Here is a 23544-nt window from a genome sequence, read left to right as displayed (position 1 = left end):
AAGTTAATGTAAAGCTCTTTTTAAGTTTAAGTGATACTTCTTTATGAAGCGGCTACTGCTCCTAAGGTATATAACTGTTCTAAATTTGGTGACTCACTACCACCTGCTGGTTCAAGTGTAATACCAAATGCTTCCGTCTGATTTGGATTGTCCAAAGTGAAAATTTTGTTTTCATCCTCGGCAAAATCCTCAAGAAGTCCCATACTTGTTGGGGTTAAAGGGTCTAGTTTTAGAGACCATACCTGGTATACCATTCCATCTGGTGGTTCCGGTAATCCTTGGGCATCTATATAAACCTTGTTCTCCGTTTTGTTCCAATACGCCTTTGCATATGAGGTAGGGGAAACTTCTTGGCCACCTAGCGGTGTTATGGTAATATCTTTATCTCTTAAATTGTTCAACAAGGCATTAGTGCTGGCCAATGAGCCTCGCGCTTCAAAAATCTGTTGCTCCAGGATTTGCTTTTCCTGCTCAACAACCTGTATGTCTGTCTTAAGCTGCGTATTTTCATTGTAGAACCATGCCAAACCAACACCCAGTAAAATGGCTGCGGCCCAACCTGTATATGTACTCCAATTTGATTTTTCTTTAGGAAATTGAACAACTTTAGTGTCTTTTCTTTCTCCTATACGCACTTTAACGTCATTAAAGCCTTTTCTGTTGGCAATAGATGGAGCCACTGATTTTGTCAACTCCAATATAGATGCTTCTATAGCCAATATTTCTTCTCGTATTTCGGCATGCTCACGAGCATGCTCAAATACCTCCATATTTTGTTCTTCCGTTAGCGTTCCCGCTACGTAAAGTTCCAAAATTCCCGATGCTATGTATTTGTCTACTTCCATTCTAATGTAACATTTTTCCGTAATTGGGAAATACAACTTCTATTTCTTGTCTTAACGGTACCTAGGGGAATATCTAGTTCTTGAGAAGCTTCAGTTTGGGTATACCCCTTAAAATAAAGCATTTCAATGATTTCAAGACATTTTTCCTTTAGGTTCAGTACTAATTTTTTAAGTGCGGAAGTGTCAATCTCTTCATTGTTTTCTTCAGGACTATCCGCTCTGTTCAAAATACCTACGAAGTAATCTGCGGACAGGTTCTTTTTTTGGTCTTTATAGGATTTTGAGCGCACTTTATCGATTGCCGCATTACGGGCAATGTTTAAAATCCATGTAAAAAAGCGCCCTTTAGAGGGGTTGTAGCTATCGGAATTGTTCCAAATCTTAGTAAAAACATCTTGGCAAATTTCTTCGGCCAGGAATTTATCTTTTACAATCGTGTGAATGACGCCGCATATATTTTCCCAATACATATCGTATAGCGTTTCAAAAGCTAGAATATCCTTTTTTTGGAAGCGAACCACCAATGCATCTAAATCCATATAAAAATAACTTGAGTTAAAGATAGAAAAAACCGCTGTTTAAAGCGGTTTTTAGTGTTAAAGTGTTGTATGATGTTATTTAGTAATACCTGCGCAACCTACGCGAGAACCAGCATCACCACTTGGTTGGGATGTAAAATCATCTGTACCTTTATGTACGATTACCGATCTGCCAATTATATTTTTCTTTTCATCATCACAACCTAAGCACCACTGATCCGTAGAAAACTCTACCGTAGCGTTACCATCTGCATCTGCAGTAAAATTGCCAATATCCCCTTTATGGTACCCTTCTTCAGCATTCCATTTTCCGTGAGGTTCGTCTGTAGGGTTCCAATGTCCACCTGCCGACTTACCGTCGTCCGAAGAGCAATCTGCATTTTCGTGTAAATGAATGGCATGTGAGCCTTGATCTAATCCCGTAAAATCAGCTTTCATTGCAACTTCATCACCTTCTTTGGTAAAGATTATCTCACCGTTAACATTGCTATTGCTTTTAGAGGTCATCATTACGGTTAAAGTCTCATCCATTGCCTCGTCGGTCATGTTCATGGTATCCGACTCCATTTGGCCAACTTCGTTTTCCATGTTGTCCATAGATTTATCCGCATCTTTTTTGGTTTCTTTACAGTTCACCATTGCTATTGCGAGCATCGCTATAACTCCTAGTTTTATATTTTTCATTTTCTTTAGGTTTTAAGATTTGAGCGGAAAGTAACAAGAAATATGTGCGATTTCAAACGGCGGAACCTTATGTGGCACAAATATTCTTTATTGCGTTAAAAATTAGCACCCATAAAAAAAATCCACCTAGCAAGTTGATAAGCTAGGTGGATTTTAAGGTTGTATGTATTCGAATGGACTCTAGGCCCATTTCTTGAAGTTTTAGTTTTTTTGAAGCAATACTTCCGCGTGAACGGCAACTTCGCTCCATGTTTTGCTAACACCATCCTTACCTGTGTGCAATGCCTCACAAGCCTTGTTTATGGAAGCAACTGCATCTAGTGCATCCCAATTTTCTAGATTCATAACACCATCAAACGTAAGGGCGTTATCTGAAACGATTTTATGGGTTAGAGCTATATTTTCTGTTTTTCCGTTTAAGGTAACATCAATAGAACATGAGTTGTCTGCTGCAACTTTAAATACACCTGAAATAAGTTCAGTATTGTCCATTACACCAAAAAAGAATTCCAAAATCTTTGGATCTCTTGTGCCCGTAGCATCGTTAGTGAACAAACTACTTACGGGAATACTGAATTCAGTACCGTTTAAGGCTTCAATAGCGGAATCGCCTTCGCTGGTTTTGGTAATGTTTATTTTTTTAAATTGACCACCCACCGGTAATTTTTCAGTGGTTTTATAGGCAGTGAAGCTAACTTGTGTAGAGTCTTGTACCAAACTATAAGTTTCCGTTGCAGCCTGTGCTTCCGTGCTTTGTTCAGTATTTTCTTTTTTGGCGTCTTTACAGCTAAAAGCACCAACTAACAGTAACCCAAGGGCTATAAGTTTAATTTTTTTCATGTTCACTCTGAAGTTTTAGGTTTACCGTCAAAGTTAAACATTCTTAGAGCTAAACCAAGAAGGTATTCATGTGATTTTAACACTTGAAAATCTTTCCGGTTACCGTTCCTTTTATTAAGTTGATTAATGGCTTATTCCACCAATTTGGTGATGACCTGAGTTTTGCTATGTAAGGTCTTGTGAACCGGGCATTTATCGGCAATTTGAAGAATTCTTTTTTTCTGTTTTTCGTCTAAATCTGCTGTAAGCCTTATATCCCTTTCAAAAGTATCTATTTTGGCGGCATCGGATTCGCAGTCCGCACAATCTGCAGCGTGGCTTCTACTATAAGAAGTATGTACCTCTATATTATCTATTTTCCAACCTTTTCTTTTAGCATACATCTGTACGGTCATAGCGGTACAAGCGGAAAGGCCACCAGAAACCAATTCGTATGGCGAGGGTCCAAAATCGTTACCGCCAACATTTGTAGGTTCATCTGCCGTTAAAAAGTGATTGCCTACTTTCATTTGTGTAGTAAATCCTTCGGAATCATCTAAACTTGCTACAACTTGATGTTTTGTTTTCGGGGTTTCCGGTTGTTCCGTTTCAAGCATTAAATAACGTTTGGCCCACCCCGCAATTATCTCGCCAGCATAAAACGAATCTTTTTTATCTGTTAATAAGTGATCCGCACCATCTAATGAAACAAAACTTTTTGGGTGATGTGCCGCCAGATAAATTTCTTCTGCGTTTTTAATTTCTACGGTGCCATCCTGCGGCGAGTGTAAAATTAGGATAGGTTTACGGAGTCTACCCAGTGTTTGAGCTAATGGCTTGTGTTGTAAATCGTCTAAAAATTGTTTCTTGATGGTAAAATCCCTACCACTAAGGTTAATAACGGCCTTACCGGTTTCTTCAATTTCAGGAATTCCACTTTGTAATAAATGTTCAATATGAACCGGATTGGATGGAGCGCCAATAGTAGCCAGAGATTTTATAGAATCTATTTTCTCAGCGGCAAAAATTACGGCCGCCCCCCCCAGGGAATGTCCAACTAAAAGAGTTGGGGCTTTATAGTTTTCTTCTAAATAATGGGCAGCAGCCACTAAATCTTCAACATTACCGGAAAAATTGGTATCGGCAAAATCGCCTTCACTTTCTCCTAAACCTGTAAAATCAAAACGCAATACGCCAAATCCATTCGATGTTAGCGCTTTACTGATATTACGAATAGCCGTGAGATTCTTATTACAGGTAAAACAATGGGCAAAAATGGCAAAATTGTGAGGATGCCTATTGGCCGGCAATTCCAGTCTTCCAACCAATTCTTGTCCGCCCTTGTTTTTAAAAGTAATTTTCTGAAGGTTCATACTACTTATTTTGAATTGACGAAGAAGGGAGTTTCTTTAACTTCCGGTATCGTTCTTTTTAAATATACCCCTTAAGTCGGGATTATAGATGACACCTATCTGTAAACGGTCAAAATTTGCTGATGGAAAATGATTTTTTAAATAACCGGCCTGTACGCTAAGGTTGTTGGTTACATTAGCACCAAGTGCTGCGTATAAACGATTTTGACCAAAAACATCATCCTGTAAATTCAGAAAAATTTCATCATAAAAATTAACAAAGAAAACATCGGTTATGGGTAACGTAACTTGTATTCTGTATCTGGCACGATGCTGCGTGTCCGTTCGGTCGCCGAAGTCTATAAACCGTTGCTCTAATCGATACCGATGCTCGAACAGAAATTCCCAAACCTTGTTCTTAAGGATAAGTTGCTCAAAAATACGGTGTTCTTTGGAGTTGGTCTCGTCTGGAAATTCTTCAAAAGTACCGTCTGTGGTTATGTAACCGTACCCCATAGTAGCTATCGCATTAGGATTTATATGATAGTTTAGTCCGGTACGTAATAATAACTGATTGAAGTTTTCGGCATGTTCGTAATACCTTAACTGGCCTTCTGTATGGATACTGAATTTATCAGAAACCCTATTGGTTCCAAAATACATATGCCATGTACCTAGGCTACTTTCACCGGTTTCTTGGGCACTACTTAAAATTGAACATACTAACGCTAAGCTGAGTAAAATTCGTTTCATCAAAATTTAGGGATTTGGTTTTCTCTAGGAAAACAAGTTGAGTTATTCGGAAAGTGATAAATATACCAAAACTTTAAATTAAAATTCTTAAAAGCTTGTTAAGGACGAAAGGGCCATTTGTCCTCTACCAGAATTTACAGTTTTATGATTATGCCAAAAAGCACTTTGATTTTTAGAAATAATGCGATAAAAATTGATAAAAGAAAAGTCCTGCTTTCCAATGACTATCAAACATTGAAAACAGGACTTGATACAAAAAAATATACGTTACAAATTTATATTTAGATAAACCGAAAGCCGGTTTCGTAATTCTACTTTATCATTATTTAAGTTTTGATTAATAGGTAGCATTCCGGTTAAACCTAATGCATATCTATTATAACTGGCCTCAACACTCAATTTTCCTAAAAAAATATCACCTTTAGTATCGGCTACATCAAATCCCAATTCTTTATTGGTTCCGTATATTTCTTCGGCAACCCCAATTATTGGTGTCAAGGAAATATCCCCTACATAATAGGTTTTAAAGGCATTGATGCCCAAATTTAACTGGTTGCCAAATTGATAATCTTTAGGGTTTGTAGTTTTAACGGTATAATTGACCAACTAATTCCCCAATTTTTATAGGTGAAACCATAATTGATGGCAAGCACATAATCCCAGCTACCATTGCCCAATTGAAAACTTGGATTTACAATTCCTTCATTGTTTTTCTTATCATATTTACCGGTTGGCATTTTAATACCGCCCCCTAATTGGAGAAAATGTTGCGGTTTAATACTCACCAATAACAATTGGCAGGAACACTGAATCTCATTATATCTTTTGAAAAATTCCAAAAAGCTCATTCCCTTTTCTTGGAGGAATAGAATTGTAGCAACTTTCAAAAGTTATAGTTTTAAAAAACGGACTTAAATGCTTCAAATAGATTTCTCTGTTGCCCCCAAAAGGTCTTTTTTCCATATCGTCCGTTAGTGGAATGTTGAACCAAACACCTACTAGTTTGCCTTCGGGTTTTAGAATAGAATCCATTTTTTTGGTATATGTATTTCGGTTTTGATCGGTGGGTACAAATGAGCAGAAGAATGTCTGTTCTAGAATAAGGTCGTACTGCCCTGTATGTTCAAAGAAGTCTTCAAGTAGTAACTGTGTTTTTGGAAAATCAGGATTTCTTTCTTTAAACTTATCCAAGGGAACTTCGGAAATATCCATCACGTAAATATTCTTGAATCCCTTTTTCCAAAGATACTCCGCTTCATAGGCATTACCAGCTCCGGGTATTAGTATTGAAATATTTGAATCGGTAAGTTGGTCAACATAATCTTTGATAGGAGTAGAAGGGTAGCCAATATCCCAACCGGTGTTATTGGATTTATAACGTTGCGTCCAATATTTATTCTCATTGTGCATGGCAATTTTGTATTTGAAGGTGAGCTTAATTTTCCACTATTGATTAATTTTTACTCAAAATGTATTAATTTTTTCCCAAAACCATATTTCTAACACTTCATTTTGGGCGATTAGATAGCTAATGATTACATTTAAAACTTGTTTCAAACTAAACCAAATTTCAATTATTTCTTTTTATGAAAAAAACAGTAACTATATTGGTCCTTGTGATAGGGCTGATTCTTGCCAGCTGTGGTGATGGCAGTCAGAAAAGGGAGGGTGCGCCTAAAGTTTTGGTATTCTCTAAAACTGCGGGATTTCAACACAAATCAATTCCGGCAGGTATCGCAGCCATTCAGAAGCTTGGAGGTGAGAATGGATTTCAAGTCGATACTACTAAAAATTCCGAACTTTTTAACGAAGATAATTTAAAGCAGTATTCTGCCATTATCTTTTTGAGTACCACTCTAAACGTTTTAGATGCAAAACAAGAGGCCGCTTTTGAGCGCTACATCCAAGCGGGTGGTGGGTTCGTTGGCGTACACGCTGCAGCAGATACCGAATATGATTGGGGCTGGTATACAAAATTGGTGGGTGCACAGTTCAGAAGCCACCCAAAAGGTACGCCAGAAGCCGATTTTATAGTAACCGACAAGAATTTTGCCGCTACTGAATTTTTTACAGATTCTATTTGGCATAGGAATGATGAAATTTACAACTACAACAAACTGAACCCTAATGTAAACGTGGTGATGACCGTAGATGAGTCTACCTACGAGGGTGGGACAAACGGGGATAATCATCCATTTGCTTGGTATCATGAATATGATGGTGGTAGAGCTTTTTATACCGGGGCAGGTCATACGGACGAAACGTTTTCAGAAGAGCTTTTCCTAAAACATTTATTGGGTGGTATTAATTATGCTATAGGCAAGAACGAGGTTTTGGATTACACCAAAGCAACTTCTCAGATACCACCGGATGTAGACCGTTTTACCAAAAAGCAGTTGAGTGTTGGTGAGTTTTTTGAACCTACTGAAATGGCCGTATTACCAAATAACGATGTACTCATTGCGCAGCGTCGAGGTCAAGTTCTACTGTTTTCGGATGCTACCCAAGAATTAACGGAAGTAGCTTCTTTAGATGTATACTATAAAACCCTAAATACACCTGGTGTAAATGCGGAAGAGGGATTGATGGGGCTTCAAAAAGACCCTGATTTTGCCACTAATAATTGGATCTATCTATTTTATTCCCCAACGGGAGATGAATGGGTGAACCGCTTGTCTCGTTTTAAGTTCGTAGATGGCGTTTTTGATATGGACTCAGAACAGGTGATTTTAGATGTGGATTCACAACGTGAAATTTGCTGCCATACCGGTGGTTCCATTGCTTTTGGTCCTGATAAGTTGTTATACCTTTCTACAGGTGATAATTCAACTCCGTTTAACGAAAAAGGAGCAAAGTATGTAAATAACGGTTATGCACCGTTAAACGATATCCCTGGGCGTGAGCAGTACGATGCCCGTAGGTCTTCTGGTAATACCAACGATTTAAGAGGAAAAATCATTCGTATAAAAGTAAACGAAGATGGTAGTTGTGATATTCCAGAAGGAAATTTATTTGCTGAAGGAACGGAAAAAACACGACCTGAAATCTATACCATGGGTCATAGGAATCCATACCGTATTTCTGTAGACCAGAAGAATAGTACATTGTATTGGGGCGAAGTTGGTCCTGATGCCCGTAATGACAAATTTGAAAAACGAGGTCCAAAGGGGTATGATGAAATGAACCGTGCCACTGAAGCAGGAAACTTTGGTTGGCCATTGTTTATTGGAGATAACAAACCTTATGTGGATTATGATTACGAAAATGGTGAAAGCGGTATCACTTTTGACCCGCAAAAACCCATCAACGATTCTAAAAACAATACAGGGCTTCGTGAGCTTCCACCGGCAAAAGAAGCTTATATCTATTATCCATATGTGGATTCTAAAGAATTCCCTGAAGTAGGTAGCGGTGGTAGAAATGCCATGGCAGGACCAACCTATTATTCAGACCTATACCCGAACGGAGGTGGATTGCCGGATTATTTTGACGGAAAAACCATTATCTATGATTGGATGCGCGGATGGATGAAAGCGGTAACTTTCTTTGAAGACGGAACATTCAATAAAATGGAACCTTTTGCTTCGGATATAGAAGTGAATAGTTTAATTGATATGGAGATGGGACCTAACGGTAGAGTCTATCTATTGGAGTATGGTAGTGGTTGGTTCACTCAGAATGATAATTCTGCCTTAAGTTATATAGAGTTTAACGGAGGAAATCGTCCACCCATTATAGATTATATGATTGTTGATCATACCTCAGGTAAATTACCGCTAACCGTTACTATTAAGGTTGATGCAAGAGATCGTGAAGATGATGCTATTACCTATACTTGGAATTTAGGTAATGGTGAAACCAAGGAAACTACAGAGCCAAACCTGACACATACTTTTGATGCAGCTGGTGATTATAGAGTCTCGGTAGAAGCGAAAGACGATAAAGGCGATGCTGCAATGAGCGAGGTTATTTCTATAGTTGCAGGTAATTCAAGACCGGAAGTGGCAATTAACGTAGACGGAAGCGTAACCACTTTTGAGAAAGGTGTGCCCGTAAAATATAACGTAGAAGCAACTGATGCCGATGGGGAAACAATTGACCCTAAGAACATTTTTGTGTCTGTAGATTATTTAGAGAGTTTTGACGAACAGAATATGTCACTGGGTCACCAACAGGTTTCGGCCGCTGTTACGGGTAAGGCACTTACTCAGGGAATGGACTGTAAGACGTGTCACAAAGAAAACGGACCGTCTATTGGGCCAAATTATACGGATGTGGCGGAGAAGTATAAGAAGGACAAAAAGGCCAAGTCGTATTTGCAGAAGAAAATCGTATCCGGTGGTGGCGGTGTCTGGGGTGAGGTTGTTATGCCGGCGCACCCAAATATTACAAAAGACGAGACCAGACAAGTTGTGGAATACATCATGTCATTAGCTGATACTTCCGCTAAGGTAAAATCACTTCCGGCTAAAGGTAGTATTGTGCCAAAACCTACTAAAGACGATAAAGTAATGGTGATTACCGCTAGTTATACGGATAAAGGAGAAGAAGGCACTATTCCATTAACGGGAATGAAAACCGTAGTGCTTAAAGAGAAAGCGGCAGCTGACGCTTCAAAGTAAAACAAACAGGAGTAAAATAGAAAAGCGGTCCACATATACATGCGGACCGCTTTTTTTATAGGGTATATTTTCTATTGCACTTGCTTGTTATTCACATAGTAATTGCGGTCTACTTCTAATGTAGAAAGGTCACCTTCTAGTTTTTGGGTTTGCCATTCTGCCGTTGGTGTTAGCTTATGTTCCTTTTCATCTATGCGTATTTTAAGAGGCATATTGAAACCGTCAACAACGTTCGTATATCTATATTCTAATGTATTACCATTCACCTTGTATTCAAAAACGGGAATTTTGGTAGTACGTAAATACTGGTCAAATACTTTGGAAAGGTCTATTTCGGTTTTCTCCGAGACATAATCTTCAATCTGCTTTGATGTCACGGTTTGGAGATGGAAATCAATATTTAGGCCACGTAAAACCTGGCGCCATTTTTCGTCATCGTTTATCAACTGTCTTATGGTATGTAACATATTGGCACCCTTAAAGTACATATCTCCGGAGCCTCTGCTATTAACGTTATACGTTCCTATAATTGGTTTATCATTTTTTATATTCTTACGTAATCCGATTACATAATCGGCGGAAGCCTCTTTACCGTAATAATAGTCTATAAAAATGTTTTCCGTATAAGTGGTAAAGCTTTCATGAATCCACATGTCCGCAATATCTTTATAGGTAATGTTGTTAGCGAACCATTCATGACCAGCTTCGTGAATGATAATATAGTCGAATTTCAGTCCATGACCAGACCCGGAAAGGTCTCTTCCCATGTACCCTTTCATGTATTGATTTCCGTAAGTAACCGAACTTTGGTGCTCCATTCCCAGATAGGGTACTTCCACCAATTTAAAACTGTCTTCATAAAAAGGGTAGGGGCCAAACCAATGCTCAAAAGCCTTCATCATCTTTGGAGCGTCTTTAAAATGTTCTTTTGCTTTTTCTAGATTATCACGAAGTACGTAGTAGTCCATATCCAGAGTTCCTTTTTCCCCTTCATACTTTTCTCCAAAATGTACATAATCACCAATGTTGATGTTTACACCGTAGTTGTTTATGGGGTTGGCAACAAACCAATGGTAGGTGTTAGTGTCTTCGTCAACTTTTCGCAAGCGGCCGTTGGAGATGTCCATTAATCCTTTTGGTGCTTTTATGCTGATGAGCATACTGTCTACTTCATCATACATATGGTCCTTGTTGGGCCACCAAACGCTGGCACCCAGGCCTTGGTTGGATGTAGCGACAAAATCTTTACCATTGCTATCTTTTTTCCAGGAAAAACCACCATCCCAAGGTGCGCGTACCGCTTCTTTTGGGTGACCGGAGTAATAGACCTTTATCTCATTGAAATCGCCTTTTTTTTGTTTTTTTTCTAATTGTACAAAATGGGCGTTTCCATTATGGATAACTTCAAGTGTTTTTCCGTCTTGGGTAACTTTTTCAATTTTTAAAGGTGGTTGAAGGTCTACCTGCATTACCTGATTTTTCTTCAAGACTTTGTAGCGTATGACATTGCTTCCTGAAATAAACTTTTTATCGGGTTCAACGGCTACTTCAAGATGATAATAATTAAGGTCCCACCACTCTCGTTCAGAGGTGATGCTACCTCGTAACGTATCTTGTTCGGTAAATTCTTGTGCAAAGGTTGTGGTGGCAACCATGAGGAGCACTAATGCTGCTATTAGTTTCATTGTAGTTAGGTATAAAATGGAAATAAGCTCAATATAACGGTTTATAGTGTTTTGAGTAGTCTATTGTAAAATATTTTACGAAATAACATTGAGAGCTATCTAAAGGTGCAAAATCATCTCTATCCTTCACTTTATTTTCGCAAAATCATACTTTGATTTTAAGTATTCATAATTGGGTTATAATGAACCTAATTAAAGCGAGTAGGGTTATAAGGAAAACTATTGGGTTGGTGTTTAAGCTTGATTTTTCATCAATAGGCTAGCAATATTTTTTGCTTTTTAAGAATCGACATTAATTAAAATTGCCTTTAAACCATTTCAAGATCTAAAATAGCTTTTCTTCCCTTATAAATCTTCTCCATTTTACGGATCTTTACCAGTTCATCTACCAATTTGTCTAAAAACCGTACTTCTTGGATTAAGGGGGATGAAACCATTATCTGTCTTTATTCAAAAAACAACGGCTATACTATTATTTCTAAAGCCCAAAGTTCTGTTTAAAGTTTCTAATTCCGTCTTTGCCTTGCTTTTTAGAAGGTAGAAATACTCGATACCAGATATTTAAACCTGAATTCTGGCAGACATTCAGCAATAAAAAAAGTGCAAACTATCAATGTTTGCACTTTCTTATACATCTCATAATCGGGTTTGTGAACTAGCCCAATAACTAAGCTTTCTCCAAAGTAGGGTAGGTTAAGTACCCTTCTTCACCTAGTGAGTACATGGTATCCTGATCCACTTCATTGAGCTCGGCACCTTCCGCAATACGCTCAATTAGGTCAGGGTTTGAAATAAAAGGAAAACCTATTGACACTAAACTATCTTCGTTTTCGGAAACTATTTTTTCCGCACGCTCTAGGTCATAACCCAAACCGCCATTGTAAATTACAGTTCCGTTAAATGTTGCACCTAATTCTTGTAAATACCCTTCAGGAATTTTGGGCGACATGCCAGCCATATGCAAGTATGCTAAATTTAAACCGTTTAATTGCTCAACCAAATAGGCATAAGTTTCGCGCATGTCATCAAAAATAAGCATGTCGTTAAACTCGCTAAACGGAGAAATACGAATTCCGGTTTTATCGCTTCCAATAGTATTGGCAATTTTTGTTGCTATTTCTATTACAAAACGCGTTCTGTTTTCCACAGAGCCGCCATACTTATCTGTTCTTTGGTTAGCACCTGTATTGATAAATTGCTCTGCCAAATACCCGTTTGCGGCATGAATTTCAATTCCATCAAAACCTGCTTCTACTACATTTTTGGCCGCTTGTACAAACTCTTCTTCTGCTTGTTCAATTTCGGCAAGGGTCATTGCACGCGGCGTGGTGTGTGCTTTTGGGCCTTCGTTCGTAAAAATTTCGCCAGCAGCCTGTATTGCCGATGGCGCAAGAACTTCGCCACCTTCCGGTAAATTTAATGTATGTGCAATACGACCGGTGTGCATAATTTGGAGGAATATTTTTCCGCCGTTGGCATGTACCGCATCGGTGGTTTTTTTCCAGCCTGCAATTTGTTCATCAGAATAGGCTCCAGGAATGTTGGGGTAACCTAATCCGTTTATAGAAGGCGAAGTAGCTTCTGTTATAATTAAACCTGCACTGGCGCGTAAACGGTAGTACGTAGCCATAATATCGTTTGGTGTATTATCTAAAGCACGAGAACGTGTCATTGGCGCCATAACCACATGATTGTTTAAACTAAGACTGTTGGACTTGAATGGAGATAATAGCTTTGAATTTTTCATTATTTTAAGTTTTATGATGGATTAGAAGAAAGGAATTTTATTATTTCAGCTGGTTCCGCTCTGTTACGGTATTCTGCATCTAGAAAGGCATATGAGATAGTTCCATCTTCATTGATGATGTAAGTGGCAGCTAACGGAAGCTCATTAGAATCGTCCCCATTGTAGTCGTTTAAACCAAAGGAGCTGTTGTAGTTTTTTGCAACGTCATCTGTTAGTTTGTAAACAATGCCATACGCTCTAGCAATTTTGTTTCCTAGATCGCTCAGTACTTCAAACTCTAAATTGTGTTTTTCAGAGGTACTTAATGATTGGTCCGGAACTTCTGGAGTTAAGGCAATCAAAGTAGCGTTGTTCGCTTTAAAATTGGGTAATTCTTGCTGAAGTTGACGCAAAGTTAAATTGCAGAAAGGACACCATCCACCTCTGTACCAAGTTAAAACTACCTTCCCTTTTTTGAGGTATTCTTGTAGCTCTACAGGTTTTCCCAAGGCATTGTTCAGCGTAAAGTTAGGAGCCTTATCTCCTACGTTTTTAGCATTTTCTACAACACTACTTTTAACCACGGCATCAATACCGTCATTATATATTTTTATGATGGATTCATCTGCTTTAGACTCAAAGTTGTTCTTTACCTCGTCTAACTGTGCTTGTAGTTCTTTTTCTTTTACTTGCATATTTTTCTTTATTAGTTGTTCTGCTTTTTTTGGTTTTACGTACTTGTTAAAAGGTCTCAATTGTTTCTAAACAATCGGTTAGTTTTAGATTAAAAAAAAGGTTATATATTTTTAAATATCATTTCAATATAGTTTTCAATGTCCTCTTTGCTACTTACCCTAGAGGTTGTAGGAAGTGAGTGTAATGACAGCAAAATAAAGCTAGCTTCTTTCAATACGGTATCTTCGTTTTTTGAATTGTCCATTTTCAGCTTTTTAATTATAATATCCTTAAGGTCTTTGCGTCGTTCTATTTGGTACATTACCAATTCATCATCGCTATCTGCAAATTCATTATGTGTGTTGGTCATAAAACAACCTTTCTTTTCATTGGAAAACCATATGTTTTTAAAATCATGGAAAAGTTGTATAATATCTTCAACACCGCCCTCTGAGTTTTTAAAACTCAAATAAATATTCTTGGTTTTTTCGTTATACCTTTTTAAGCATTCTACAAAAACACCATGTTTACTGCCAAAGCTAGAGTAAATGGAAAATTTATTAATCCCCATTTCCTTTTCAAGCATTTGCATAGAAGTACCTTTAAAACCATGTATCCAGAATACGGACATGGCTTTTTCTATTACTTCTTTCTCACAATAATTTTTTGCTCGTGGCATGTTCAACCTTAATTATGATACAAAACTAAACAATCGGTTAGTTATAAAATATAGTTTAACGCTTTTTTGGGTTTTTACATGACTTTCATTCAGTTTCATTCTAAGAAAATAAGTGTTACAACCCTCGGTAGGAGGTATAGGGGTTGACATTTTTTAAGAGTCCTATATCCTAATCGAGCTAAAATATACCCAAACGATAAACAGGATTTGTGAGGGAACCCTAAACCATAGGTACATTAACCCTGGTCCGTCAAAATTTCCCGTTTGGTAGTTCAAATTATAAAAGCAAGCCTTTATGTTCGCAGGAAGCATAAGAACAAAGAAAAAAATCAATAACCAAGCGGTCATTGTTCTGAAATTTGCCATATGGAGACCGATTGCTGCTGTGATTTCAATGAAAGCCGTTAAATAGACCAGTTCTTTTTTAAGCGGAATGAAGTCAGGAATCATCATTGCCATACCCTTCGTGAACATAAAATGACCCAATGCGGTAAAAAGTAACATGGCTGTCATTCCTATTCGCGCAGAACGCGGAATATCATAAATTCCGTCAATGCATTTAAATATAAGCAGTGCAATTACGGTAACCGTTATAAGTACGAGTAATGGTTTCATTTTTTTTTGCAGCAAAGTTCGGTGAAACGTATGCACAGCACAATGAACCCAAGTTAAGAAATTCGCTTTCTGATCCGGCTTAGGGCTTGGGGTGTTACACCAATGTAGGAGGCAATAAATTTTAGAGGTATTTCTCTAATGAGTTGAGGGCGTTCTGTGAATAGGGATACATACCGTTCTTCTGGCGTTAGGTTCAAAAGCGATTGCTCACGTTCCGACTTATTTAAAAACAAACTTTCAGCCGTCAATCTGCCAATGGTATTTCCTATTTCGGTTTGGGCATAGACCTGTTGTAAGTCCTTGTGCGAAATTTGCCAAAGCGTGGTCTCCGTGATCGTTTGCAATTCATACGAACACGGATTTTGACTCAAAAATGAATCATATGCACTTACAAATTGGTTTTCAAAACAAAACCCGAAAGTCAAATCGTTTTCTTGCTTTGGAATATAAAGCCGAACAGCCCCCTTTTCTATAAAAGACAAATATTTCTCTGTTTCTCCAAGCTTTAATAGGATTGTTTTTTTTGGATGCTCGCTTTTAATTAGTTTAGAAGAGAATATAAGCCAATCGCTATCTTTCATTTCTACAATTTGCTCAAACTGTTCCCTGATTTTATTCACTTCCAAGCTGGTTTAATACGAAAAGATACGGTTACTCATTTATCAATTTCTAATTTACCGATTTTGAGTTACAATAGGTATTTAAGGAGCTACATTTTCAGGAAGAGTGAAACTGTCTATTAATTTTGTTGAAGAATATCTTAGTAAATCTCATTTAAAAATATAAAGCCTGATGATGTTTACCTAAACATCATCAGGCTTATAGCAATAGCCAATTGTTAAAGTGATAGATTGTTTACTTGGTAAGTGTATGGAAAATTTTATTCGGGTTTTTTCAGATGGTCTATAATACCACTTCTGAATACAGTTTTTAAAGTTCTTTCAGGTTTGTTTTCGTAACCGACTATTATGGAGCTATGTACAATCATTTTTTTAAAATCAAAAACTAGGGTCAAATAGTCTTTTTTTCCGGTTTCATGCCAATTGATTAAGTAAAGGTCGTCACCAATTATACGGGAACGGTAAGGAATGTCCTGGTTTCCATTTCCTTTTGTAGGTCCGGCTATCCATTCATACTTTGCTTTACCATTATTAAATTCCATATGAATGGCGGTTCCATTTTGATATTGAAAATTGAGCGAATACCCATCTATAAAGTGTTCCGGTGCTCCAAATTCGAATTTATTTTCTTCAGATGTGTTGTTTTGCGAGAAAGCAAATACGGTACCTAACAGAGCAAGACAAATGCATGTAACTAATTTCGTTTTCATTTTCTATGATTTAATATTTACTGCAAATTTCAGTCTTTACTACATGGTCCGGTAGGTCAATCTTTGGCCAATTTTGGTAAATTTGAGAACAAAAGGTTGTTGTTTATTCTGTACAGTTATAAAAACAGTTTGCTTTTGTCTTTCATCTGTAATTCATAATTCTAAAGAAGGTTTTTGCAAATGCTCCTAGGTTCATTTCTATGGGCTAGGGTTTAGAATTAAATATATTTCAACCAAATAAAAGTTTTTTTTATTCGTTAGATCTACTCTGAACTTAAAAATAGATATAGATGAAACGTAAGTTTATTATCCCAAGTCTTGTATTGGCTTGTAGTACCTTTTTTATTTCCTGTTCAACGGATGAGACGGACGAAGAAAGTTCTTCGGAATCAGAAATTACCACAGCTGCAGTATCAGGTTTTTTAAATTCTGAAGCCTTTACTCCGGCAACTACGCATTTTACAAAAGGAGAAAGTTTTGGAGATGCAGGTTATGAATTTAAACTTTTTAGTGAAACGGAAGAATGCGATGAATTTCAATCTGTTGGAGATATTTCCTTTTTTATAGAGTCTGATGTGGAATTAACTGTAGGCGAGTATGATGGAAATGGTCCTTATTTTTTCTATACTGATGGGGAAGATTTTGGAACAGCTTCTTATTTTGGTGCAGAAGTTATTATTACGGAAGTTACTGAAACTACAATTTCAGGAAGAGTAAGAGGAGGAGATTCCGAAAAAGGAGAGAACAGTATAGACGGTGCCTTTACAGCAACTCTTTGCCAAAAATAAAACCTTTACTGTAGTATAGAATTAAGGTGAAGTATTTAGCTTCACCTTTTTTATAGAGGGTGTTTTATTCTGCTTTAATTTTCATCATTGTATAAGGCTCTAGCTTGTTCGAGTCTAGAATCTTATTGGTATCACCGTCCAGATTATCTATTTGTGTATTTGTAATAAAATAGATGTAGCCGTTAGAAATATCAAAAGTGGTGGGTATTCTGAAACGCTCTGTAAACTCTACTAATTTTTTACTCTTTTCAATTTCTGTACCCGTAGAGTGAAGCTCAAATTTATAAAGTCCGTTTTGAGTATTATCTCCCCAACCATTTACTATTCCGTATAATTTGTTTTCATAAAATTTTAGGCCATCTACACTGGAATATTCCTCTTTAGGTTTGTTGAGTAATTCTTTGGACGTTACATCAACAACTGCAATTCCGTTATTTGATGCCAAGTACAATAGTTGTCATTAGGAGAAATAGTAATGCCGTTGCAATTTGGAATAGCTTTAGAGTCCACATAGACTTACAGAATAGCGTAATATTTAGAAAGGATTCTTGGTTTTGTATGTATTATCAATGATTATTATCCAACTAGGCTGTTAGCGCACTTAAATACAGAGCATTAAAAGAAACACTAGAAAAAGGATTTTGACTTGTAACTAAATTTCTATCCTATATGGCAAAATCAGCTTTTGGCAGCCCACTTTTATATTTCAATTCTGGTTTTCTTTGTTGTTTGGAGAGTATGTAGTTTTACTTGGTTATATTTTTTACCAAAAAAATGAACCCAATTCAACAATAAAAAGAGTCCTTGATTGTGCAAAGATAGCCATGGAGAAAATAGAGGAGAAGTAATGAGGTTAAATTATTTTAGAAGGGAATAAAAACTAATCCCTGTGTATAGGTTTCCCTTCTTCTTTTTAAGCTTTTGTACGTGTTTTTCCAAGTAAACCTATAAGTCCAATTGCAGGTCCTAAAGCTAATGCGGTAAAGAGGTAAGTAACATCAATAGTTTCGGATAACAAAGAAAGTAGCTGAATGCTAAAGATACTAACGGCATAGCCAATGCAGTTCACCAATGTTAATGCAGTTCCCTTTAATTCCGGAGGCACGGAAGCTGCCACCAAATTAGAAAATTGGGGGGAATCTGCCGTGACGGCCATACCCCAAAGTCCCCATCCCAATAAAAACAACTGTACGGGAAGAGAAAAGAGTAGGGGAGATAACATACATAATAACCCTGAAATTATAAGTGAAATTATAGCCACTTTACGGCTTCCCGTTCGTAAGGAGATTAGTCCACCTAAAACACATGATAATCCACCTAAAGCAATTATAATTCCCGTAGACAAGGCAACGGAAAGCTCGGAACCGCTAATTTCATTGTACGTCTGAACGGCAAGTGGGGTAAAGGCCCAAAAGGCGTAGAGTTCCCACATATGCCCAAAATAGCCAAAAGCGGCCTGTCTAAAACTATGGAGTTTAAAGAGTAATGGTCCCGCCCCTAAGGAAAGTTTAGCGCTTGGTTTACGAAACGGGCCATTGGGAACAAAGAGCCATAACCCCAAACCGCCTGCAACAGCGAGTGCCGAAGTTATTTTTATCACCAAAGTAAAATCACTTCCCAAACTGGTACCACTCACAAAATACGGAAATGCAGTTCCCAAAACGAGTGCACCTACCAAATATCCTAAAGCTTTACCTAATCCTTTTTGGTAATAATCCGCAGCTATTTTCATTCCAACAGGATAAATACCGGCAAGAAAAAATCCCGTTCCAAAACGAGCGAATAACAGCGTCCATTTGGATAAGGTATCCGCAAGTAGCAGAAAGTTGCAAAGTGCCGCTAAAATGGAGCAAATCATAAATACGCGAGAAGGAGAAAAACGGTCGGCAATCATAAATAGTCCAAAAACCAAGGTGCCAATTATAAAACCGAACTGTACTGAAGAAAGTACATAACCGATAATTTCAGAACCTAATCCCGTTTTTAAAGTTAGCTCGTCTACAATAGCATTGCCTGCAAACCATAAAGAGGTACAGGCAAATTGAGAGATAATTATGACGGGGAGAATATGCGCGCGTGGTTTCAATAGGGTGTTTTAGTAGGGTAATCTGGGCAAATTTACCATTTTTTGACCATGCAGATCATTATTATAGAACGCATTCTGACTAGCCAAATAAAAAAGCCCGAAAGACAAACTGCTATGCTTTCGGGCTTAAGTCTTTAAGGAATAATAAGCGCTATGCTATGCTTGCGCGAACATTATCGAATAAGGTTAGATTTTAATTTTCAGCAAATTTTTGTAAAAGGACCCTAACTTTTTGCGTGTTCTCTACGTAGTATTTTGCAGCGGTTTTTTGCCGTCCTACTTTTACGCTAACCGTACTTTCTGGTAAATCTTGGAACATAAACTCATCTGTCCAATCATCACCTATAGCGAAAACAAAATCATATTCCCCTTCACCTTCGCCAAGAATACGCATAGACGCGCGGCCTTTGTTTACGTTACTGCTTTTTACTTCAACCACTTTGTTCCCGTTAAGCAAGCTTAGATCATCCGTACCTATTAAGCTGGTAAGCGTTTCCGAAAGTTCTGTTGCTCTTTTATCGCCAAAATCAGGGTCGGTCTTTCTGTAGTGCCATGCTAGACTGTAGTTTTTCTCTTCTATAAAACTTCCAGGAGTACGGTCCACGAAAGATTCTAAAACGGGGCGCACGTTTTCCATCCAATCATTTTTTACATTTTCAAGCATTTTAAAAGGTTCTCCTTTTTGGGAAATCCAAACGCCGTGCTCTACGATCATATTGTATTTTTTAGGTAAGAACCATTTGGTAAAAGTGTCCTTGTCCCTACCGCTAATAAGATAGACCACGGTGTTTTCTTGCTCATGGAGTATGTCTAGCAACTTGTATAGCTCCTCATCGGGGCCTGCTTTTTGTGGATCATTGTGAAAGCCGGAAAGGGTTCCGTCATAGTCTAAAAACAGCAATCGTTTTTTTGCTTTCGAATATTTTTCGGTAATCTTCTCTAATAGGGTTTCATTTAGTTTACGGGAAACATTGGAGGCTTCACGTTCATTCTGAGATTTTAATGAGGTCATAAAATCATTGGCCCATTTTTCAACATTATATCTGGCCAGTCTTTTCTGAAGCACTTCATTTCTTGATTTTTGTTCTTCTACCGGCATATTTATGGCCTCGTGCAAAGCATCTGCCGTCTGTTCAAAATTATTAGGGTTAATAAGTAGCGATTCGTTCATTTCGTTAGCGGAACCTGCCATTTCACTTAAAATTAAAACCCCGGTTTTATCGGTTCGGGTAGCAATATACTCTTTCGCCACAAGGTTCATCCCGTCCCTTAGTGGGGTTAGCCAAGCAATATCGCTAGAAGTGTAAAGGTCAATTAGATTCTCAAACGGCATAGAGCGGTAGAAATACCAGATAGGCGTCCAGCTAACAGTTGAAAATTCTCCATTAATACGGCCTACCAGTTCGTCTATTTCTCTTTTTAACAATTGGTATTGTGGTACATTGGAGCGGGAGGGAACCGCTAATATAATCAACCGTACTTTTTCTTTGTATTGCGGGTATTTGTTAAGGAAATACTCAAATGCGTACAAACGTTTGGCTATACCCTTACTGTAATCCAACCGGTCTATGGACAAGAAGAATTTTGCGTCCGGGTCTGTTTTCTTGTGTGTATTCAACCGTTGTTGTAACTCGGACTGTTCACTTTCGGCTTTATCAAAATGTACCTTTGCAGCGTCGCTGAATTTCTTGTAATCGATACCCATTGGGAAGGAATCCACCTTTATCAAACGGTCACCAATGGATATGTCGTTAAAACTGACCTCAAGGCCTAACAAACGCCTTACCGAACTTAGAAAATGGCGTTCGTAGTCGTATGTGTGAAAACCTATTAAGTCTGAACCGAGCACACCTTCTAACAGTTCTTCACGCCAAGGTAAGGTCCTGAATATTTCAAAAGATGGAAAAGGAATGTGCAAAAAGAAGCCTATGGAAACATTGGGTCTTTCTTTACGCACCATTTGTGGTACCAACATTAATTGGTAATCATGTACCCAAATGGTATCGCCATCTTCGGCATTTTCTAAAATGGCATCCGCAAATTTTTGGTTTACTTGTTTGTAGGTATTCCAATAGGCCAATTGAAACTCCGAATACTCTAGAAAGTAATGAAATAAGGGCCAAATGGTTCGGTTACTAAACCCGTAATAAAACCCCTCTATTTCTTCTTCGGTCAGGTTTACTTTAGAAGAACCGTGTTCCGCAAGTGCTTTATCTATTTTGGGCTCCAATTCTGGTGAGATATCCTCTTCTGTAAGCCCACTCCAGCCGATCCATAGGCTATCACCACCGGAATGTACTGATTTCATACCTGTGGCTAACCCACCTACGCTCGGTATTGCAGTAATGGCTCCGTTGCTAATTTGTAACTGAACGGGTAGTCTATTTGAGATTATGATAGTTTTGCCCATAAATTGGATATTTTGCTGTTTTTTATATTTAATTTCTCTAAATTTCGTGAAAAAGAAGGGTAATTACAATACGTTACTCTATTGAATTAAGAATTTTATCGAATGGATAATTTAGACTACGGAATAATAGGAAATTGCCGAAGTGCAGCGTTAATATCAAAAACAGGAAGCGTAGATTGGTGTTGTTTGCCGGAATTTGATTCGCCCTCGGTTTTTGGAAAATTATTAGATGAGGAAATAGGGGGCAGTTTTGAATTTTTAGTGAGTGACGACTATACGATTGAACAAAGTTACGAACCCAAAACCTGTATTTTAATTACGACTTTCGATGATGGTGAAAATTGTTTTGAAATTCATGATTTTATGCCACGTTTTCGCAAAGATGACGGTACATATATTGCACCGCCAGAATTTGTAAGGTATGTAAAATTGATAACCGGGAAACCTAAATTTAAGGTGCTGTATAATCCTAGATTAGAATATGCCGCTGGTGAAACCAAAAGTTATGTGAAAAAGGATTTTATTGCCAGCCTGACGCATGAGGTTAAATTCGATACTGTTTTTCTATATACAAGTTTTAAGAAAGAAGATGTTCTTGCAGGTAAAGAACTGACTTTATACGAAGATGGCTTTTTTCTAATGGGGTATAATGAGAAGATATTCACGCCCACAACGACCCAGGCGTATCTAGAACTTGAAAAAACCAAGGTCTACTGGTTAAATTGGTCAACCAAGACTCCTACATATAAAAAATTCAACAAAGAGATTTCGCGTAGCGCACTTACTTTAAAGCTACTAAGCTATGATAAGTCTGGTGCTGTTTTGGCGGCAGCTACAACATCATTACCAGAAACAATAGGGGAGGTCCGTAATTGGGATTATCGTTTTTGCTGGATACGCGATGCTTCTATGGTAATAAAAGTGGTCTCCGAGTTGGGACATAAAAATATAGCTCGCCGTTACCTGAAGTTTATTATAGACCTTATTCCTGATAAAGCAGAGAAACTGCAGATCATGTACGGAATCAATAAAGAGAAAAAGCTAACGGAAGAGACTCTAGAGCACTTAAGTGGTTATAAGGGGTCAAAACCTGTTCGTATCGGTAATGCGGCGTACCATCAAAAACAAAATGATATTTATGGTATCCTGATGGATGTCATCTACGAACAAATGGTAAAGTTTAGCGTAGATATTGAAAATGGCGAAGATTTATGGTCCATAACCAAAGGTATTGTCTGGATTGTAGGAAACAACTGGAAAGAAGCCGATAAAGGAATATGGGAGTTCAGAACCGAAGATAGACATTTTACCTTTTCAAAAGTATTATGTTGGACGGCCTTGGATAGAGCTATTAAAGTAGCCGAAATGTTAGGTAAGAAGCATAAAATTGAAAAGTGGGAGCCGCTTCGTGAAGAAATTTGGAATGATATCTATGAGAATGCATGGAACGAAGAAGTGGGAGCGTACACCCAATCCTATGGTTCTAAACACTTGGATGCATCTGTTTTACTTATGGAGTCTTACGGCTGTGTAGATGCTTCCGATGAACGTTATAAGAAAACAGTAAAAGCAATTGGAAAAGAGTTGAGTAACGATGGGCTGTTATACCGTTATAAGAATGAAGACGATTTTGGTCTGCCTTCATCTTCCTTTACGGTCTGTACATTTTGGTACGTAAACAGTTTGTTTAAAATAGGCGAGCATGACGAAGCGCTAAAACAATTTGAAAAGTTGCTGAGCTACAGTAATCACTTAGGGTTGTTCAGTGAGGATTTAGATTTTAAAACCAAAAGGTTGTTGGGTAACTTCCCGCAAGCGTATTCACATTTGGCTTTAATTGAATGTGCCGTGAATTTCTCTAAAAAAGAAAGTGCAGAGAGTATCAGGGAATCTATGCGTAGTTAAACTTCAGAAAATTAGGATATAAAAAAAACAC

The 23544-nt window shown here is 37.8% G+C and carries 23 protein-coding genes; 3 read left to right on the top strand and 20 right to left on the bottom strand.

Annotation, left to right across the window (positions count from 1 at the left end):
• Positions 1-41: 41 nt before the first annotated feature.
• The 9 genes from P0077_RS00655 to P0077_RS00615 all read right to left on the bottom strand — a co-directional run bounded on the left by P0077_RS00655 (position 42) and on the right by P0077_RS00615 (position 6402).
• Positions 42-845, bottom strand: coding sequence for an anti-sigma factor (locus tag P0077_RS00655; protein ID WP_276167253.1), 804 nt, complete (start codon positions 843-845; stop codon positions 42-44).
• Complete coding sequence (locus P0077_RS00650; protein WP_276167252.1) at positions 836-1384, bottom strand: RNA polymerase sigma factor; 549 nt, start codon at positions 1382-1384, stop codon at positions 836-838. Before P0077_RS00650 ends, P0077_RS00655 begins: the two co-directional genes overlap by 10 nt.
• Positions 1385-1459: 75 nt before the next feature.
• The gene (locus P0077_RS00645; protein WP_276167251.1) at positions 1460-2068 is read right to left on the bottom strand and encodes a superoxide dismutase family protein; all 609 of its coding nucleotides are present in this window, start codon (positions 2066-2068) and stop codon (positions 1460-1462) included.
• A gap of 201 nt (positions 2069-2269) precedes the next feature.
• Positions 2270-2908 carry a hypothetical protein gene (locus P0077_RS00640; protein ID WP_276167250.1) on the bottom strand — a complete coding sequence of 213 codons (639 nt, stop codon included), beginning with the start codon at positions 2906-2908 and terminating at the stop codon, positions 2270-2272.
• Positions 2909-3039: 131 nt separating this feature from the next.
• A complete protein-coding gene (locus P0077_RS00635) occupies positions 3040-4260 on the bottom strand; it encodes a bifunctional alpha/beta hydrolase/OsmC family protein (RefSeq protein ID WP_276167249.1) in 1221 nt (406 codons plus the stop codon).
• Between the two features lie 36 nt (positions 4261-4296).
• The gene (locus tag P0077_RS00630; RefSeq protein WP_276167248.1) at positions 4297-4992 is read right to left on the bottom strand and encodes a DUF2490 domain-containing protein; all 696 of its coding nucleotides are present in this window, start codon (positions 4990-4992) and stop codon (positions 4297-4299) included.
• 267 nt (positions 4993-5259) lie between these two features.
• Positions 5260-5598, bottom strand: coding sequence for a hypothetical protein (locus P0077_RS00625; RefSeq protein ID WP_276167247.1), 339 nt, complete (start codon positions 5596-5598; stop codon positions 5260-5262).
• On the bottom strand, positions 5538-5840 hold the full coding sequence (locus tag P0077_RS00620; protein ID WP_276167246.1) for a hypothetical protein: 303 nt from the start codon (positions 5838-5840) through the stop codon (positions 5538-5540). Before P0077_RS00620 ends, P0077_RS00625 begins: the two co-directional genes overlap by 61 nt.
• Positions 5809-6402, bottom strand: a complete 594-nt coding sequence (locus P0077_RS00615) for a methyltransferase domain-containing protein (RefSeq protein ID WP_276167245.1) — start codon at positions 6400-6402, stop codon at positions 5809-5811. The genes P0077_RS00620 and P0077_RS00615 overlap by 32 nt, the downstream gene beginning before the upstream one ends.
• A gap of 176 nt (positions 6403-6578) precedes the next feature.
• Between P0077_RS00615 and P0077_RS00610 the strand changes: the two genes are divergently transcribed.
• Positions 6579-9614 (top strand): ThuA domain-containing protein, encoded by a 3036-nt coding sequence (locus tag P0077_RS00610; protein ID WP_276167244.1) that lies wholly within the window; start codon positions 6579-6581, stop codon positions 9612-9614.
• 71 nt (positions 9615-9685) lie between these two features.
• Here P0077_RS00610 and P0077_RS00605 read toward each other — a convergent pair whose 3' ends face one another.
• The 8 genes from P0077_RS00605 to P0077_RS00575 form a co-directional block, all read right to left on the bottom strand.
• Entirely contained in the window at positions 9686-11299 is a 1614-nt protein-coding gene (locus P0077_RS00605; protein WP_276167243.1) for a M1 family metallopeptidase, read from the bottom strand.
• Positions 11300-11607: 308 nt separating this feature from the next.
• Positions 11608-11736, bottom strand: a complete 129-nt coding sequence (locus tag P0077_RS20940) for a DUF2200 family protein (RefSeq protein ID WP_432422795.1) — start codon at positions 11734-11736, stop codon at positions 11608-11610.
• Positions 11737-11966: 230 nt separating this feature from the next.
• Positions 11967-13046, bottom strand: coding sequence for an alkene reductase (locus tag P0077_RS00600; protein WP_276167242.1), 1080 nt, complete (start codon positions 13044-13046; stop codon positions 11967-11969).
• A gap of 11 nt (positions 13047-13057) precedes the next feature.
• The gene (locus tag P0077_RS00595) at positions 13058-13720 is read right to left on the bottom strand and encodes a peroxiredoxin-like family protein (RefSeq protein WP_276167241.1); all 663 of its coding nucleotides are present in this window, start codon (positions 13718-13720) and stop codon (positions 13058-13060) included.
• 101 nt (positions 13721-13821) lie between these two features.
• Positions 13822-14379, bottom strand: coding sequence for a TetR/AcrR family transcriptional regulator (locus P0077_RS00590; protein ID WP_276167240.1), 558 nt, complete (start codon positions 14377-14379; stop codon positions 13822-13824).
• Positions 14380-14541: 162 nt separating this feature from the next.
• Positions 14542-14994, bottom strand: a complete 453-nt coding sequence (locus P0077_RS00585; protein WP_276167239.1) for a DoxX family protein — start codon at positions 14992-14994, stop codon at positions 14542-14544.
• Between the two features lie 53 nt (positions 14995-15047).
• The gene (locus P0077_RS00580; RefSeq protein WP_276167238.1) at positions 15048-15614 is read right to left on the bottom strand and encodes a Crp/Fnr family transcriptional regulator; all 567 of its coding nucleotides are present in this window, start codon (positions 15612-15614) and stop codon (positions 15048-15050) included.
• A 260-nt stretch (positions 15615-15874) separates the two neighbouring features.
• A complete protein-coding gene (locus P0077_RS00575; protein ID WP_276167237.1) occupies positions 15875-16324 on the bottom strand; it encodes a MoaF-related domain-containing protein in 450 nt (149 codons plus the stop codon).
• Positions 16325-16614: 290 nt separating this feature from the next.
• On the opposite strand from P0077_RS00575, the gene P0077_RS00570 reads away from it, so the two are divergent.
• Positions 16615-17112 (top strand): hypothetical protein, encoded by a 498-nt coding sequence (locus tag P0077_RS00570; RefSeq protein WP_276167236.1) that lies wholly within the window; start codon positions 16615-16617, stop codon positions 17110-17112.
• Between the two features lie 64 nt (positions 17113-17176).
• Here the strand turns inward: P0077_RS00570 and P0077_RS00565 are convergent, their stop codons facing one another.
• From P0077_RS00565 to P0077_RS00555, 3 genes are all read right to left on the bottom strand, one after another.
• Positions 17177-17557 (bottom strand): hypothetical protein, encoded by a 381-nt coding sequence (locus tag P0077_RS00565; protein ID WP_276167235.1) that lies wholly within the window; start codon positions 17555-17557, stop codon positions 17177-17179.
• A gap of 468 nt (positions 17558-18025) precedes the next feature.
• Positions 18026-19198: an MFS transporter gene (locus P0077_RS00560; protein WP_276167234.1), complete on the bottom strand. Its 1173-nt coding sequence runs from the start codon at positions 19196-19198 to the stop codon at positions 18026-18028.
• A gap of 193 nt (positions 19199-19391) precedes the next feature.
• A complete protein-coding gene (locus tag P0077_RS00555) occupies positions 19392-21608 on the bottom strand; it encodes a bifunctional alpha,alpha-trehalose-phosphate synthase (UDP-forming)/trehalose-phosphatase (protein WP_276167233.1) in 2217 nt (738 codons plus the stop codon).
• Positions 21609-21710: 102 nt separating this feature from the next.
• On the opposite strand from P0077_RS00555, the gene P0077_RS00550 reads away from it, so the two are divergent.
• The gene (locus P0077_RS00550) at positions 21711-23513 is read left to right on the top strand and encodes a glycoside hydrolase family 15 protein (RefSeq protein WP_276167232.1); all 1803 of its coding nucleotides are present in this window, start codon (positions 21711-21713) and stop codon (positions 23511-23513) included.
• The last annotated feature ends 31 nt before the right edge of the window (positions 23514-23544 follow it).

Source organism: Zobellia alginiliquefaciens, from assembly GCF_029323795.1.
Lineage (GTDB): Bacteria > Bacteroidota > Bacteroidia > Flavobacteriales > Flavobacteriaceae > Zobellia > Zobellia alginiliquefaciens.
The sequence above is the reverse complement of the archived record's forward strand: the minus strand, read 5'-3'. Positions and strand labels throughout refer to the sequence as shown.